Genomic DNA, 16,617 nt, shown 5'->3' with positions numbered 1-16,617 from the left:
TGCAAAATTTAAAAATTGTACTTATTTCTCTTCGTTTGAATTACTTACGTCATCGACTCGCTGTTAATTCATACTTAATTATATGTTAATTATATGTTTAAAAAACCAAATATACAGATTCGTAGAATATAAGTTTGTTAATTTTGAAAAAAAATAAAACAAAATGTCACAGATTAAAATTCAAAATACTCAAAACCCCGCAATTGTAAAGTTTATCCTATCTGATTTTATCACTAAGGGAGACAATTTTGAGTTCAAAAACATTGATGAAACAGCAAAATCTCCTTTAGCCCGAGAACTTTTCTACTTACCTTTTGTAAAAACGGTATTTATTGCAAATAATTTCATTGCCATTGAAAAATTTTCAATTGTTGAGTGGGATGACGTACAAGATACTGTTGCAGATCAAATCCAAACTTTCATCGCTAAAGGTAAGAAAATCTTAATAGAATCTAAAGATGATGCCAAAAAACATCCGATAACGATTTATGCTGAATCTACACCTAATCCTGCGGTGATTAAATTTGTAGCCAACAAGCTATTAACCAAGCAGGGAGTTGAGTTTAAAAACATTGATGAAGCCACGTCTTCACCACTTGCCAAAGAACTTTTCAAATTGCCTTTCGTACGCGAAATCTTTATTGATGAAAACTATGTTTCGATTTCAAAATACGAGGCATTTGATTGGAATGAACACATCCAACCTACACGTTCATTTATCAAAGAATTTTTGGAACAAGGAAATTTAGCCGTTGATGAATCTCTGGTTATCAATACTGAAGAACTAGAAAAACAAGCGGATATTCACTTTGATTCCTTAGACGAGAAATCACAGCGCATTATCAATATTTTAGAAGAAAACGTAAAACCGGCCGTTCAAGCTGATGGAGGTAATATCGCCTTCCAAAACTATGACGGACAAACTAATGTGGTTCAAGTAATCTTACAAGGTGCTTGTAGCGGTTGTCCTTCTTCTACGTTTACGCTGAAAAACGGTATTGAAAGCATGTTGAGACATATGCTAGCAGACGACAAAATTGTAGTAGAAGCCATCAATGGTTAATACCCTATCCTTAAATAATAGATAAGCGTCTTAATAAACCTGCCCCAAAAAGTATCAACTTTTTGGGGCATTTTTTATGCTAAAAAAAACGGCAGTACTTTCGTACTGCCGTCTTTATATGGTTAACAAATCTAACTCATGGGAGTAAATTTCTTTTTGCGTTGATCAATTTCAAACTGTTCGAACAATTCCAACAAGCCAATAGTAGCTTTTACTAAATCGTCCGTTTCAAATAAAATAGAGAAATACAGCTTACTGTTCTTAGGACTCGTTTCTGTTGTGCGAATACGCACAATCTGTTTTTGAATCAACTTATCAATCGTTTGTGTGATCTCTTCTTTCTGAGCTAACACCTCGCCAATGCGATCATAACGCGCTTCCATAAAAATAGCGCCAACCTCATCAAGGAAGATTTGCAACTTATTGTCAATCAACTTTAGATCTCGAACTTGATTGAACTTCAACTTCTTGTGGTTGTTATCCACGTGGGTATAACTATTTTGTGTGATAAACAAAGCCGATTTAATGATATCTTGTAAAAACCCTAAGGTGAGTACATAGAACTTACTCGCTCCTACAGTCGTTTCATCTAAGTTCTTGATAAAGAAATACACATTTCCTCTTAAACTATCAACCTCTTTCTCCAGCTGTCTTAACTTCTTTCTACACGCTTTTAAATCCGCGTGATCCTGAAGTGCTACGCCATCAATTACGCGCGTATACAATTCGTTGGTGCGAACGATTACTTTGGCGATTTGTGCGGAGCTTTCTGACGCTACTTCGTGAATGGTAACAATGTCAAACTTATTGAGTTTTTCGGTTTTCAATTTTTTCTCTTGTTCCAAGCGTTGATGCGTTTTATTGCTGCGGTATAATAAGATACCTACTAAGATCAACATCGCTACTAAAGCATAAACCTCTCCTATATATAAGATATAAGCCGTAATAAAAGCGGCGAGAAAGGCAACAATAGCTGTTACAAACCAACCACCGATTACGTTGAATACTCCAGCCACGCGATATACAGCAGAATCTCTATCCCAAGCGCGATCGGCAAAAGAGGTACCCATTGCCACCATAAAGGTTACATAGGTAGTAGACAACGGCAATTTCATAGACGTACCAATCGAGATCAAGATACTTGCCACCATTAGGTTAACTGAAGCACGTACCATGTCAAATGCTGGTTCTTCTTGTTTGTTTTTTGTTGTATTTACAGGTTGTTCAAAGCGCTTATCCATTCGAATTTGCCATGATTTAGGCAAAAAGTAATTGACAATACCACCCAAAATAACCATGGCGCGAACAATTACTTTAGACAAGATATTGGGAGAGAACTTCTCATCTGACGAATCAGAACTCTGACGCGCTAAATTCATTTCTGTCTCAATTACATTACGCGCTTTTTTCGATGTCCACAAGGTATAAACCATGATTCCTCCTGCAATTAATAGAAAATAAAACGGAGCAACTACGTTTTCTTCCGCTAATTTACCCATCATATAAACATCAGCTGCTTGACCTGAGCTTTGAAAAAAGCCATACGATTGTACAGCGGCAATTGGAACACCAATAAAATTCACCAAGTCATTACCTGCAAAGGCTAAAGCCAAAGCAAAGGTTCCGATGATAATAATGACGCGCAATATATTTACGCGGAACACCGACATGATTACCTGAGAGAAGATGGTCCAAAAGACAAAACTTCCCGCCAATATTAAAAATTGATTGTGATCGATCCAATCAGATGTTTCACGGGTTATAAAGCTTGATCCTTTGAGTCCTTTAATCAAGATAAAGAACGAAATCGCACTGATTGCAACTCCTCCAAACAAGGCGCCAAAATACTTTAACTTGCGCTCGACTTGAAAGGTAAAGATTAAACGGGAAACGTATTGCACGATTGTCCCTAAGGTGAAGGACAAAATTACAGACAGTAGTATACTGACCACAATTTCGGATGCTTTTTTCGTATTGATATACGAAGATAACGTAGACCAACTATCGTCGCTGGTAATAATTTTCACTACAGCCAAACACACTGCTGCTCCTAGTAATTCAAATACGATAGAAACCGTTGTGGATGTAGGTAGTCCCAAGGTATTAAATACATCTAACAGCAAGACATCGGTGATCATTACTGCTAGGAAAATAATCATTACATCGTTGAAGGTAAACATGCTAGGGACAAAAATCCCACTCCGAGCAATTTCCATCATCCCACCCGAAAAGACGGCTCCGACGATGATTCCCAGTGAAGCCACCAACATAATCCCTTTAAAGGACATTGCTTTCGACCCGATTCCAGAATTTAAAAAGTTTACGGCATCATTACTTACCCCAACAGTCAAATCTATTATCGCTAATATCCCAAGGGCTATCAGCATTACAATAAAAATTTGTTCCATTTATTCTTTTATTTTTTAGCGTACTGCAAAAGTCATTATATTTCCGTAATCCAACGTTAACTTAATGTTATCCTTTCCATATTTCCTAGGTTCTGAGATTTTAAAAGGCTTGGCAAAATCTATCGGTTATGCCCCAAAACCGGCAACAAAGCAAATAATTCCCTAATTTTGTTTTTCAAACGCAACATATGAACGAACTCATTCACAGCTCGAATCCTTATTTAAAGCAGCATGCAACCAATCCTATTCACTGGAAGGCATGGAATACCGCTGTTTTCGAAACGGCAAAAGAACAAAACAAACTCGTTATTGTCAGTATTGGTTATTCAACTTGCCATTGGTGTCATGTCATGGAGGACGAAAGTTTTACGGCAGTAGCCGTTGCAGAAGTTATGAATCGCCATTTTATTTCAATCAAAGTTGATCGAGAGGAACATCCCGATGTGGACGCTTACTATATGAAGGCAGTACAACTGATGACCAAACAAGGAGGATGGCCGTTAAATGTGGTTTGTTTACCTGATGGTAGACCGATTTGGGGCGGAACGTATTTCCCAAAACAAACATGGCTGGACGCTTTAGAGCAACTCGCACAATTGTATCAAAATAAACCAGAGGCCACCCTTGAATTTGCAGAAAAACTACAAGAAGGGATCTACATCATGGGATTAGCGCCAACTGCAAGGGAAGAGCAACGGTTCAATTTAACGATGCTCCTAGATAAATGGAAACAGAGCTTTGATTTAGAGTACGGCGGCTATCAACGTGCACCAAAATTCATGATGCCTACCAATTTACTCTACTTGCAAAAACTAGGCGATCTAAACCGAGATAAAGCCTTACTCAATTATATTGATCTTACATTGACTCGTATGGCTTGGGGTGGGATATTTGATGTTATCGAAGGCGGGTTTTCCCGCTATTCCGTTGATTTTAAGTGGCATATTCCTCATTTTGAAAAAATGCTCTACGACAATGCGCAACTATTGAGCGTGTATAGCGATGCGTATAAACGCACTTCAAACCCACTGTATTTGGAAATCATTGAGAAAACAACTCAGTTTATCCAAACCAATTGGCAATCTCCTTGGGGTGGGGTTTATTCTGCCTTAGATGCAGATAGCTTAAACCCTGCAGGTGTTTCAAAAGAAGGAGCCTATTACGTCTGGACAGAACCGGATTTGCGCCGTATTGTAGGAGAAGATTTTGATTTATTCGCTCAAGTATTCAACATAAATAAGGATGGTTACTGGGAAGAGGGAAATTACGTACTCATACAAAATCAACCGTTAACCTCTCTTGCTGCAACCCATGCTATTTCAGAATTTGAGTTACAAAAACGCAAAAAACAGTGGGAATCAAAACTGTTACAAGAGAGAAATCTAAGGGCAAAACCCCTGCTTGACGACAAGATTATTACGAGCTGGAATGCCATGTTAATCACGGGCTTACTCGATGCTTACAGCGCTACGCAAAACACAGCTTATCTGCAACAAGCCGTGCGTATAGACAACTATATTCAAACGTATTTAGTAGAAGAAGAAGGCGGGCTTTTCCATTCATCTCATCACCAAAAGGCACAAACACTTGGCTATCTAGACGATTATGCTTTTTATATTCAAGCGTTAATTCGCTTGTTTGAACACACAGCAAAACAGACCTACTTATGGGAAGCCAAACGAATGATGGATGCTAGTTTAGATCTTTTTTTGGATGACAAGAGCACATTCTTTTACTTCAGTCAAGAGCAACAGGCCGATATGATTTTGAGGAGTATTGAAACGGAAGACAATGTCATTCCATCCGCCAATGCCATTATGGCGTATAGCTTACTGTATTTGGGTGTTGCTTTTGAAAACCGATACTACAGTGAACTCGCTCATCAAATGATTGAAATCATGCAATCTCAACTGGATTATCCTTCAGCATATTCCCAGTGGTTATTGGCAATGTTGTACAGCGAATCACCTGCTGAATTAGCAATTGTAGGTGAAAATGCCTTGGAAGACAGCTTGCGCATACAAGCGAATTTGATCAGTAAAACGTTTATTTTTCCAATCAATGAGCCGAGTACAATCCCCTATTTCGAAAAATACACAGCAACTATTGACACACAGTACTACCTCTGTGAAAACAGACATTGTTTAACCCCTACATCAGCGTTAAGTAAATTTATTAAACTGTAGCCTATGGAAAAATTTGATCATTTATTGACCTCATATATCGAAAACACCATTGCATATATCCCTCAAATTGTAACAGCTTTGTTGATTCTAGCCTTGGGACTATGGGTGATTAAGTTATCGCAAAAAATAGCGAAGCGAATCCTTACTAAGCGCAATATTGACCCAACTTTTAACAGCTTTATCCTTGACGCATTACTATGGGGGTTTCGCATTTTGCTCTTCGTCATCATCGCCTCGAAATTGGGAATCCAAACCAGCTCTTTTGTTGCGATCATCGGAGCAATGAGCTTAGCCATTGGACTATCCTTACAGGGATCTTTGAGTAATTTTGCCGGGGGTGTTTTGATTATTCTCTTTAAACCCTTTCGCATTGGCGACATCATTGAAGCCCAAGGTGAAGCGGGAAAAGTGCTGAGTATTCACATCTTTTCCACCCAAATTGTCAACTATCAAAACAATGTGATTTACATTCCCAACGGGGTGTTGTCCAACAGTAAAATCAAGAATATCTCTCAAAATAACTTGAGGAGATCAGAAGTTTTGGTACAGACTAATCTAGCGAAAAATACCAATGATTTTATAGCTCAATTGTTGGATGCACTCCAAGCGAATGACAAGATTTTGTCTCAACCCAAACCACGGGTTCTCATCAAAGAACTCCTCGATACGAAGATTACTTATGTGGTTCAAGTTTGGGTGGACAATGATAATTTTACGGCTGTAAATTCTTTTATTTTATTGAAAGCAAGAGAAATAAGTGATCAATTATAATCACTTATTTCTGTTTTTTCGCGGGCAAAACAAAATCTTTCAGATAATACGGCTCAAAATAAGCGACATCGACAAAATCTTGGTCGAGGTATTTTTGGTAACTCAAACCGACCATTTCTTTTGCTGAAGGGTAAACAACAGCTTCGCAAAAATGAAAATTCGGTGCTTGCAGTACTTCCGCACATTTCATTGCTCCATCACCGATGAAGTAGACAGGTGTATCACCTTTCAATTCGCCAAAAGAAGACTCATCAACCACTTTTGCTTCAATTGCCTTAACTAGGTTGCCGTCATGGGAGAACGTCGCGCAAAACACTTCCATTCGCCTTGCATCTATCATTGGAATAATCCATCCGCTTGTCACTTGCAATTGCTTGGCTAAAATTTGCAACGTATCTAGGGCAATCATCGGAATAGACAAGCCATAGCACAAACCTTTGACGGATGAAACCCCGATGCGCAATCCCGTATACGATCCAGGTCCTTGACTCACGGCAATCGCCGATAGGTCCTTCATTTGAAACCCGTTTTCTTTCAACAGAGCTTCAATAAATACATGTAATTTTTCGGCATGCGAAAAATGCTCTTCTGCTATTTCTTTAACACCAACTGGCGTACCGTCTACAGACAAAGAGACGGAACAATTTTTCGTTGCTGTCTCTATATTCAATAGTACAATCATTCTTTTGTTTCTTCTTTCTTAATTTTATCGTTGTGCTTCAGCGTTTTACTTACTACAGAATAAGGCCCTGTGATAATGACATCTCCTTTTTTCAACCCTTGCACAATTTCAATATTTTTATCGTCTTGGATTCCGGTTTTCACAAAGCGCAATTTGGCAACACCTGCTGACTCCACAAACACAGCTTCTCTGAGCACCTCAGTTGATTGTACAACGGTGTTGCTTGTTTCGCCTACCAGCGTATCACTTGGCGTTCGCATGACTAATGCACTAATTGGCGCTGCGATTACCTTGTTCTTTTGATTGGTAACAATATCCACTGCTGCTGTCATCCCCGGACGAAATGGCGAATAGTCTTCCATTTTTCCATCGAGTAAATCTTCATATGACTCGCGTAGAATTTTGATTTTGACTTTAAACGTCGTCACTTGATCCGCAGACAAGGTTTGATTAGATGCAGAGTTGGAAATACTCGTCACCACCCCTTTAAATTCTTTCTTCAAAAAAGCATCGACATTGATGTTCGTTTGATCCCCTACTTTGACTTTGACAATGTCGTTTTCGTTGATGTTTACTTCCACCTCCATGCTGTTCAAATTCGCAACGCGCAACAATTCTGTTCCCGCCATCTGCTGTGTTCCTAGTACGCGCTCTCCTAGTTCGACATCCACACGAGAAATCGTACCTGAACTTGGCGCGTAAATTGTGGTTTTCAACAAATTTACTTTTGCTTCTTCCACAGCTGCTCTTGAACTTTCTACGTTGTAATAAGCCGAATTCTTACTGGCTTTTGCCACTTCATATGACCGAACGACTTGATCCCACTCAGACCCTGAAATAACGCCTTTTTCAAAAAGGGTTTTATTTCGCGCATACAGCGCTTTGGTCTCTTTCAATTGGGCTTCTGCTTGTTCTAGACCAGCCTTGCTAGTTGACAACATCGCTACCATACGATCCAAATTAGATTCATATAAATTGGGATTAATCACCACGAGTAAATCGCCTTTGTTGACAACCTGTCCTTCTTTGACTGGCAAATTTATGATTTCTCCAGATACTTCTGGTGTTATTTTAATCTCAATTTCTGGCTGAATTTTTCCCGTACCCGAAACGGTCTCCACCAAGTTAATCTGATCGACCGTTGTCAGTTCAACAACTGTAGCATCATCCTTACCTGTAAAGAACTTCAGCACAATAAAGATCCCAACTACAAGTGCTAAAACGATAAATATGTATTTTTTTTTCATAACTTAATTACTTTTAAACAACGGTACGCCAAAGTAGTATTCTAATATTCTATTTTTAAAAATGTAATCGTACTTTGCTTTGAGCAAATTAGATTGTGCCGTTACATATAAATTTTGATTTTGATTTAGTTCGAAGATATTGATCAAGCCCACAGCATACCGTTCTCTAGCGTACTCCAGTGATTTTTCACGCGATTCCAAGGTTACAACACTTGCTTCATAGGACTGAAAGGAACTTTTGGTATCGGTATAGGCTTTGAAAACCAGTTGTTCCAATTTGAGCTCTTCTGCTTCTTTTTCATACTGCATTTGCTCCAATGCCAATTGATTGAGTTTCACAGTTTTTCTCGCCTTCATCCCATTGAAAATAGGAATACTTAGGCTCAAGCCAAAGGTAGAATTTTTATTGTGATCCAATTGACTAAAAAACGATTCTGGTCCGCCGTACACTGTCATTTGTCCTTCTCGCATTACACGTTGTCCTGATCCTTCTACAAAGCCCACCTGATCCAAGCGACCTGTAGCTACACTGCCCACGATTCGATCTTGGTAGCGAACATTAGACCCAAAGTTGTAAAACCCCGTCAGCTTAGGGTAATAAGCTCCTTTGCTGATTTGAACGTTTTTCTCTGCTAATGCAACATTGACTTCGGCTGTTTTGATGTTGGTTAAAGATTCGAAGGCACGCAAGGTAATGTCTTCTGGCGTATACATCATCAATTCGGATTCGTTGATTGGATAATCCGAATCGATTACATCAAAGTTCGCGTAGTCTCGAATTTGCAACAGTTGGGCTAAATTGAGTTTGGCAATGATCAGCTCGTTTTCAGCACTGATTAGCCGTTGGGTAGACGAAGCTACAGTAGCTTTGACATCCAACAAATCCCCGGCTGGTACAACACCTGCAGCCACCAACTCTTGCACGCGGGTCTCTTCGGCTTTATCGTAGTCTAATTGGGCTTGATTGGTGTAAACCAACTCTTTATTGAAAATAATTTGCAAGTAGGAATTAATTACAGATAAGGCGATGTCTTCCTTGACCTTTTGAACACTGTAGATGGAAGCTAGGTGTTCCAATCGCGCTTTTGCTAATTTTTTTTGCTTCTGTAATCCGTCAACAATGTCAATGCCAATATTCAGCCCAACGGTAGTTTCTTGTAGGGTACGTTGACTGATGATTCCCGATTGTACGTCAGCCTGATCGATCAAGGTCCAGGAGTGATTGCTGTTAGCGCTGACAACCGGAAGGAAATCGTATTTCGCTAAATCGAGATTCACACTTTTGTTTTGTTCGTTAATTTCGATTTGCTTTACGCTAATGTTGTGGTCAATGGCATGTTGAATACAAGCATCCAACGTCCATTTTTTATCCTGTGCCTCGACAGACAAGTTCAGCATAAAAAACAAAAGAGAACCGTAAATTTTTATTGACTTCATTGCAAGTTAATTATATAAACCATAAGACGTATAATTGGCCTTTATGTTACATTAAAGGTAATAAAAAAACCGCCTGTGTAGGCGGTTTACTATATTGAATCCTATTTAGTTTTCTGTTTTTTATAGATTTTGTAGCTAAAGTACAAAGCAAATCCAACGAGTAAATAGGGAAATATCATCAAGTACACAATACCGTTATTTACGGCTTCTGCTTTTACTCCACCGTCTTCAGTTTCGAGAACTGCTCTACACATGGCACATTGTGCTGTTGCAGTTTGAACGGAAGCGAGCATAAAGAATGTAAGTAATAGTCCAATTTTTTTCATTGTCGTTTAGTTTACGTAGTATGGAGAAATCATCAAATACACAATCACCCCTGTTACAGCGACATACAACCACATGGGGTAGGTAATGCGTGCAAGTTTCTTGTGGCGTTGGTAAGAACCCGATATACCACGTACAAACGTAACGAGAACAAAGGGGATAATAATAATCGACAGCAATATATGGCTAATCAAGATAAAGAAGTACGCATAACGCATCCATCCTTCTCCTCCGTATTTGGTTTCGATAGAGGTCATGTGGTAGGCAACATACATAGCTAAGAAAGCGATCGAACACCCAATACACAATTTAATTAAACGCTCGTGTAGCGTTTTATTTCCTTTTTTGATAGCAGCTACTGCCCAAACCAATAAAACTGCTGTAATGCCGTTAATTGTAGCGTATATAGGGGGTAAAAAACTCAATGGTTGAACATCATAGCCTAACTTTTGCAAATTCACTCCAAACAAAATGGCCACTACGATTGGAATTGCGATAGATAAGATCCAAATCCACTTTGTGTATTTCTGCTCTAATTCTTTGTAATTTTCCATGTCTTATTCTGCTAACAATAATTTAATATCTTCTTTAATCCATTGCACCCCCTCATCTGAAGTTCCGTCATAGTACAAGATTGGGTTGCCATATTGGTCGGCGCGACAGCGAATATTTCCTTCTTTGTCAATTAAAGCAAAGAGTCCTGAATGTTCAAATCCTCCAGGCGCATCAGGATTTACTCCCGTATACAAGTTGAATTTAGCGGCTAAGTCGTAAATGTACTTTGCGTCACCTGTCAACATATTCCAATGCGGAATCTTCACACCCAATTCATCTGCATGAGCTTTTAATGCTTCCACAGTATCATTTTTAGGATCAATCGTAATTGAAGCAATACCGAAGTCCATATGAGGACGGAAAGCATCTTGCAACTTCAACATATTTTGATTCATAATAGGACAAATAGTTGGACAGTTGGCAAAGAAAAATTCAACCACGTAAACCTTTCCTTTATAGCTTGCATTGTCAATTGTTTTATTGTTTTGGTTCACAAGCTCAAAACTAGGGGCTTGTCCAATAACAACTAAGTCGGATTTTTGGAATTTCTGAATGATTTTAGGCACCGCCCAAATACCAAAAACCAGTACTACTAAAGAAATCCATATATATGATTTATCCTTCATTTCTATTCTTCTTTATTAATGCGTTTATATCTTTTTAGTGCTAATCTGTATTCCGCTAAAATTACTTTCATATCATCCATCATATCGTTGTGTAACTCAGCAGCCGAAATAGTAGAATAGCCCTCTTTGTATTCGGTTTCACCAGCTTTGTTTTTTCCTTTACGACCGCGAAGGTTTCTATCTTTATCAATGATATATACATTGATACTCGCTAAATCGTCATCTAGCTTACCAACGAGCCCGAGGCTATTGTAGAACGATTGGATTTCTGCGGGTTCTAGGAATAGGTAGTTCCAGTTGGACATATCCGAAATAGGACTCAAGTCGTCAACGACTTTTTTAGCTTCGGCTTCTGAGCCTTTTGGCAGTACCATGACCAATTGAAAATCGTCAAAGTCTTTATAGCGGTTGTATATTTTTTGGTTTAGATTAAAGGCATCACCGCGGTCACGGTAAAGATGTCCCCCAGGAAACCCTAGCACAGTAATACGCCCTTCTAAAACGGGTTGCTTTCCAAGTGAAGTTTCACCTATAGGCAATTCATTGACATTTTCGCTGATGATTGGTAATCGTTGAAATTGATTAACGCCGGTAGCGAAAAAAAGGTATGCACAGATCGGCATGACAAAGAGCAAAACGAGTATGATATATTTTTTCACTTTACAATAAATTAAATAGCTAGACAAAAATAAAAAAAGGCGGTTAATAAACCGCCTTTTAAATTATAATAACTTATTAAAATATCCACTTATATTGTGCGTTTTGGAATACTTCATAAACATAATCTCCTTCAATCAAAACCAAAGTAATTAAATAAACACATAAGAAGCTTAAAACTCCCGCTACGGTCCATCTAAATGCTTTTTTCTCTTGTTCCAAGTGCATGAATGCCCACATGATATAATACGCTTTCCAGATTGTTAAAATAATGAAGATATAATTTAACAAACTCAATCCAAAGATGTGCACGTGGTGAATGCTTTCTGGTTTAAAAATCCCGAGAACAACCTCTACGATTGTAATAGCGGATAAGATAAAGAATACTGTCCAGATTCTCTTTGCACCTGAGTGATGTGCTGTTGTTTCTGCTGCCATATCAAATATTATTTTATATCATTAAACTAAATAGAAGAATGTAAATACGAACACCCATACTAAATCTACGAAGTGCCAATATAATCCTCCTTTTTCAACCATTTCGTATGACCCTCTTCGGTCGTAAGTTCCCAACAATACATTAAAGAAAATAATGATATTAATCAAGATACCTGTACAAACGTGGAATCCGTGGAAACCAGTAATAAAGAAGAAGAAATCAGCGAATGTTTTATGTCCGTATTCGTTGCGGATTAAGTTTGCACCTTCAACAACTAAGACTGCATCTTTCAAACGCTCAACAGAAGCTTCTCTAGTAAGAATTTCTTTGTGTTTTGTTTCTGTTGTTTTTTGTGTACGGATTCTAATATTTGGATTTGCGTCAAAACCAGCTTGAACTTCAGCTAACGAATAGGTCGATTGACTAGGTCCGTTTACGAACCATGTTGCTTTTGCTCTTGTTAAGGTAGCTTCACCTCTATTTGGATCTACTATAGCGAAATCAGCTAATGCAATTTGCTTTCCATCTTCTCCAACGAATTGTAAGATTGATCCTCCTCTAGTTTCTACAGCGCCATATGTTCCTGTGATAAAGTTTTTCCACTCCCAAGCTTGTGATCCAACGAACACTAAACCACCTAAGATTGTTAAAAACATATACGTTGCCACCTTTTTTCTCTTCATTTGATGACCAGCATCAACGGCTAACACCATAGTTACCGATGAGAAAATAAGAATAAAGGTCATTAAGGCCACATAGTACATTGGTGCATCTACACCATGTAAGAAAGGAAAGTGATTGAACACCTCGTCTGCAATCGGCCAAGTATCAACAAACTTGTATCTTGTAAAACCGTATCCTACAAGGAATCCACAAAATGTTAATGAATCTGATAATATGAAGTACCACATCATCATTTTACCGTAGCTTACGTTTAGAGGCCCTCTTGCATCGCCTCTTACTTCAGTAGCTTCTGTAGTAACTGTCGCTCCCATAAAAAGTTATTAGTTATAAAGTTCCCAAATTTAATTTAAATTTTCTATTTAAAGAATGTAAAAAACAAAAACAAGTACACCCAAAGCAAATCTAAGAAATGCCAAAACCATGCACATAGCTGTAATCCAACGAATTGCTCAGCATTATACTTTTGTTTAAAATGATTATAAATTACTACTAGTAATGAAATCATCCCTCCAAACAAGTGTGCAATATGCACAATTACAATGACATATAAAAATGATGTTGTAATAGTACTCTCACTTCCTGTAAAGAAGTAGCCTTCGCTAATTACTTGTCCAAATCCTTTGAATTGCAAAAAAACGAATAAGAGACCTAAAATCAAAGTAGAAATTAAATAAATCGTACTTTTTTTCGTCTCTCCGTCTTTAGTTGCTTTCAAAGCGAGATGCATTGTTAAGCTACTGATAACAATAGCAACGGTACTAATTGTAAAGTCAACGGGCAAAACGAAGTCTGCCAACCAATCAGGTCTAGATTTACTTACTACGTAAGCACTTGTCAATCCAGCAAACACCATGGCAATACTCCCAATGGCGAACAAGAGCATTACTTTTAATGCTTTGCCTTTTTTCTCATACTGTTCTTGCGCTATACTATTTTCCATATTCATTTGTATAAACTATCGTAAAATTTTATCTAACACGTAAATAATCTGAATTAACGAGATGTAGGTCACACTTACTAGCATTAATCTACGAGCGGCTTTATCTGTTCTTTGCTTATAGAGTTTTACAGCTGCTGTAAGCATCCAAATACCAGCGAGCAACACCAAACCAGCTGCGATCGGCGTTAAGTATAGTCGTCCTGTCACGTTAAACACTGGGAAGATGGAAACGATGATCAGCCAAATGGTATATAAGATAATTTGCGTTAGTGTTTTATTGTCTTTTTTTCCTGTTGGCAACATCGAGAATCCCCCTCGATTATAGTCATCATACAAGAACCATCCGATTGCCCAGAAATGTGGAAATTGCCAGAAAAATTGGATTAAAAATAAGGTTCCTGCTTCGATACCGAAATTATTTGTTTCCGCTACCCATCCCAACATAAAAGGAATTGCCCCTGGAAAAGCACCGACAAATACCGATAAAGGCGTGATGGTTTTCAGTGGCGTATAAACACTTGTATATAAAAAGATAGAGATGGCGCCAAACATGGCCGTTTTGGGGTTAATAGCATATAAGATTGCAATTCCCAAAAGTGTGAGCACCACTGCTAGAATAAAAGCGGGTGTTGGCTTAACTCGACCTGAAGCGATCGGTCTGTTGGCCGTGCGGTTCATTTTTGCATCTAAGTCGCGTTCAATGATTTGATTGTACACGTTTGATGCTCCAACCATACAATATCCCCCTATTGCTAGAGCGAGAATGGTCATATAATTGATGCTTCTAATATCCGGAACTGCTAAAACATAACCTGCCAAAGTGGAAAACACTACGCTCAGGGCAAGTCCCATCTTAGTCATTTCTTTAAATTCCTTAAGGATAGAAACCGATTGTTTATTTTCAGAAGAAATATTCAAAGCTGTTTTCATTTGTTTTTAATGAGTTGCAAATATAATCCAATTTTTAGAACTACACCTATAAACATCTGTTAGAGCTTTGAATATTCACTTATTTTAATCTTTTAGTAATTTTCAGTACTTCCCGTCCCCTCAACAATAACTTTTGCAGCAGAAGTTCCCAATCTTTTAACGCCTAAAGTGATCATTTCAATAGCCGTTTCACGATCTCTAATACCTCCAGCAGCTTTTACAGGTAGTGGGCCTGCGTTTTCGAGCATAAGAACCAAGGTATCCATAGTTGCACCGTTGGGTTTACCGCCCTCTGTTTTGAAAAAACCAGTAGATGATTTAACGAATACTTTGTCGTAATCTGTTTCTTTGCAATTGCTCAACACTACATTTTTGATCAGCGTGGTCAATTTAATGATATCAGTGTGGGACAAGGCGGCGACTTCAATAATCCATTTCACCACTTTTCCAGCTTGTAAACCATACGTTGTACACACTTTAACCTCTTCCTTCACTTGATCGATTAAACCGTTTTGAAAAGCCTTATAATCCACAACAAAGTCCAATTCATCTGCGCCATCAGCAACCGCTTGTTTTGCCTCAGCTAACTTTGCTTCTAATCCTCCGTCACCTAAAGGAAAGTCGATAACTGTACCTATTAAAACACTGGCGTTGTGCTGATCAACTAATACTCTACCCTCTTTTACTTCTTCTGGTCGAATCATCGCCAATTTAAAATGCTCGTCGATGGCTTCTTGAATCAGTTGGGTTACTACTCTTTTATTCTCCACTTCAGACAAACCCGCTTGTTCTGCAGTTTTCAAATACGTAGAATCCATAAATTCTCTCAAATCTCTCATAGTTGTAAGTACTTTATATTAATAAAAAAAGCCCCAGTACTGGGGCTCTATTTTTTTTTATGCGTTGTTATAAATAAACCAAATATAATTCCTACTGCGCTTCCTAAAGAATTCGCAAAAAAATCTGCCCATTCAGCACTTCTAGAACTGGTGAAATAGTATTGACATAACTCGATACACCCACCGAAGAACGTTGCAATAGTAAAGATAACTATTCCTATTCTTCTTTTTGTCCTTCTATCTGTATTTTTTTTACTGTGAAATAAAAACCAGATCAGTGAAAAAACAAAATAAAAGGCGCAATGCGCAATTTTATCTCTATTTGGAATATTGAAAAAGCTCGTTTTAGGGATAGTGCTTGCTTCTGCTAGACATGCATACACAATGAAACACGTCCACAACAGACCGGCAAGAAAGTATACCTTACGCGCCAATTAATTCTTTATATTCAGCGTCTGACAACAAAGTATCTACTTCGCTTGAATCAGCAATTTTAATTTTAATCATCCATCCAGCTCCATAAGGATCTTGGTTAACTAATTCTGGCTCTGTTTCTAACCCTTCATTGAACTCAATTACTTCTCCTGATAAAGGCAAAAATAAATCAGATACTGTTTTTACAGCCTCAACTGTACCAAACACTTCGTCTTTATCTAACGTTTGATCTAACGTTTCTACTTCAACATATACGATGTCGCCTAACTCTCTTTGAGCGAAATCTGTAATACCTACTGTAGCAATATCACCTTCGATAGCTACCCACTCGTGGTCTTTTGTGTACTTTAAATTAGCTGGTAAATTCATTTTGTAATATTTTTTAGCAAATGTA

The 16,617-nt window shown here is 38.1% G+C and carries 18 protein-coding genes; 3 read left to right on the top strand and 15 right to left on the bottom strand.

Annotated elements, in window-relative coordinates:
* Positions 1-163: 163 nt before the first annotated feature.
* Positions 164-1,063: a NifU family protein gene (locus tag H4K35_RS01245; RefSeq protein ID WP_182625570.1), complete on the top strand. Its 900-nt coding sequence runs from the start codon at positions 164-166 to the stop codon at positions 1,061-1,063.
* A gap of 131 nt (positions 1,064-1,194) precedes the next feature.
* Here the strand turns inward: H4K35_RS01245 and H4K35_RS01240 are convergent, their stop codons facing one another.
* Positions 1,195-3,471, bottom strand: coding sequence for an inorganic phosphate transporter (locus tag H4K35_RS01240; protein WP_182625569.1), 2,277 nt, complete (start codon positions 3,469-3,471; stop codon positions 1,195-1,197).
* A 188-nt stretch (positions 3,472-3,659) separates the two neighbouring features.
* Between H4K35_RS01240 and H4K35_RS01235 the strand changes: the two genes are divergently transcribed.
* Entirely contained in the window at positions 3,660-5,657 is a 1,998-nt protein-coding gene (locus H4K35_RS01235; RefSeq protein WP_182625568.1) for a thioredoxin domain-containing protein, read from the top strand.
* A gap of 3 nt (positions 5,658-5,660) precedes the next feature.
* Entirely contained in the window at positions 5,661-6,428 is a 768-nt protein-coding gene (locus H4K35_RS01230) for a mechanosensitive ion channel family protein (protein WP_182625567.1), read from the top strand.
* Between the two features lie 4 nt (positions 6,429-6,432).
* On the opposite strand, the gene tsaB is transcribed toward H4K35_RS01230, so the two are convergent.
* The 14 genes from tsaB to gcvH all read right to left on the bottom strand — a co-directional run bounded on the left by tsaB (position 6,433) and on the right by gcvH (position 16,592).
* Positions 6,433-7,110, bottom strand: a complete 678-nt coding sequence (gene tsaB / locus H4K35_RS01225; RefSeq protein WP_182625566.1) for a tRNA (adenosine(37)-N6)-threonylcarbamoyltransferase complex dimerization subunit type 1 TsaB — start codon at positions 7,108-7,110, stop codon at positions 6,433-6,435.
* Positions 7,107-8,357 (bottom strand): efflux RND transporter periplasmic adaptor subunit, encoded by a 1,251-nt coding sequence (locus H4K35_RS01220; RefSeq protein WP_182625565.1) that lies wholly within the window; start codon positions 8,355-8,357, stop codon positions 7,107-7,109. Before H4K35_RS01220 ends, tsaB begins: the two co-directional genes overlap by 4 nt.
* 3 nt (positions 8,358-8,360) lie before the next feature.
* The gene (locus H4K35_RS01215; RefSeq protein WP_182625564.1) at positions 8,361-9,794 is read right to left on the bottom strand and encodes a TolC family protein; all 1,434 of its coding nucleotides are present in this window, start codon (positions 9,792-9,794) and stop codon (positions 8,361-8,363) included.
* 101 nt (positions 9,795-9,895) lie between these two features.
* Positions 9,896-10,120 carry a hypothetical protein gene (locus H4K35_RS01210; protein ID WP_182625563.1) on the bottom strand — a complete coding sequence of 75 codons (225 nt, stop codon included), beginning with the start codon at positions 10,118-10,120 and terminating at the stop codon, positions 9,896-9,898.
* A gap of 6 nt (positions 10,121-10,126) precedes the next feature.
* Positions 10,127-10,672, bottom strand: a complete 546-nt coding sequence (locus tag H4K35_RS01205; protein WP_182625562.1) for a DUF420 domain-containing protein — start codon at positions 10,670-10,672, stop codon at positions 10,127-10,129.
* Between the two features lie 3 nt (positions 10,673-10,675).
* On the bottom strand, positions 10,676-11,299 hold the full coding sequence (locus tag H4K35_RS01200; protein WP_182625561.1) for an SCO family protein: 624 nt from the start codon (positions 11,297-11,299) through the stop codon (positions 10,676-10,678).
* A gap of 2 nt (positions 11,300-11,301) precedes the next feature.
* Positions 11,302-11,922, bottom strand: coding sequence for a hypothetical protein (locus H4K35_RS01195; RefSeq protein ID WP_182625798.1), 621 nt, complete (start codon positions 11,920-11,922; stop codon positions 11,302-11,304).
* Between the two features lie 112 nt (positions 11,923-12,034).
* Positions 12,035-12,394: a cytochrome C oxidase subunit IV family protein gene (locus tag H4K35_RS01190; protein ID WP_182625560.1), complete on the bottom strand. Its 360-nt coding sequence runs from the start codon at positions 12,392-12,394 to the stop codon at positions 12,035-12,037.
* Between the two features lie 21 nt (positions 12,395-12,415).
* The gene (locus tag H4K35_RS01185; protein ID WP_182625559.1) at positions 12,416-13,390 is read right to left on the bottom strand and encodes a cytochrome c oxidase subunit 3; all 975 of its coding nucleotides are present in this window, start codon (positions 13,388-13,390) and stop codon (positions 12,416-12,418) included.
* 44 nt (positions 13,391-13,434) lie between these two features.
* Complete coding sequence (locus tag H4K35_RS01180; protein ID WP_182625558.1) at positions 13,435-14,019, bottom strand: cytochrome c oxidase subunit 3; 585 nt, start codon at positions 14,017-14,019, stop codon at positions 13,435-13,437.
* A gap of 15 nt (positions 14,020-14,034) precedes the next feature.
* Entirely contained in the window at positions 14,035-14,949 is a 915-nt protein-coding gene (gene cyoE / locus H4K35_RS01175) for a heme o synthase (protein WP_182625557.1), read from the bottom strand.
* A gap of 92 nt (positions 14,950-15,041) precedes the next feature.
* Positions 15,042-15,788 carry a deoxyribose-phosphate aldolase gene (deoC, locus tag H4K35_RS01170; protein WP_182625556.1) on the bottom strand — a complete coding sequence of 249 codons (747 nt, stop codon included), beginning with the start codon at positions 15,786-15,788 and terminating at the stop codon, positions 15,042-15,044.
* A gap of 47 nt (positions 15,789-15,835) precedes the next feature.
* Entirely contained in the window at positions 15,836-16,171 is a 336-nt protein-coding gene (locus tag H4K35_RS01165; RefSeq protein WP_286466330.1) for a VanZ family protein, read from the bottom strand.
* A 40-nt stretch (positions 16,172-16,211) separates the two neighbouring features.
* On the bottom strand, positions 16,212-16,592 hold the full coding sequence (gcvH, locus tag H4K35_RS01160) for a glycine cleavage system protein GcvH (RefSeq protein ID WP_182625554.1): 381 nt from the start codon (positions 16,590-16,592) through the stop codon (positions 16,212-16,214).
* Positions 16,593-16,617 lie beyond the last annotated feature (25 nt).

The organism is Myroides sp. NP-2 (assembly GCF_014145665.1).
GTDB lineage: Bacteria > Bacteroidota > Bacteroidia > Flavobacteriales > Flavobacteriaceae > Flavobacterium.
This window is presented reverse-complemented; position numbering and strand designations above follow the sequence as displayed.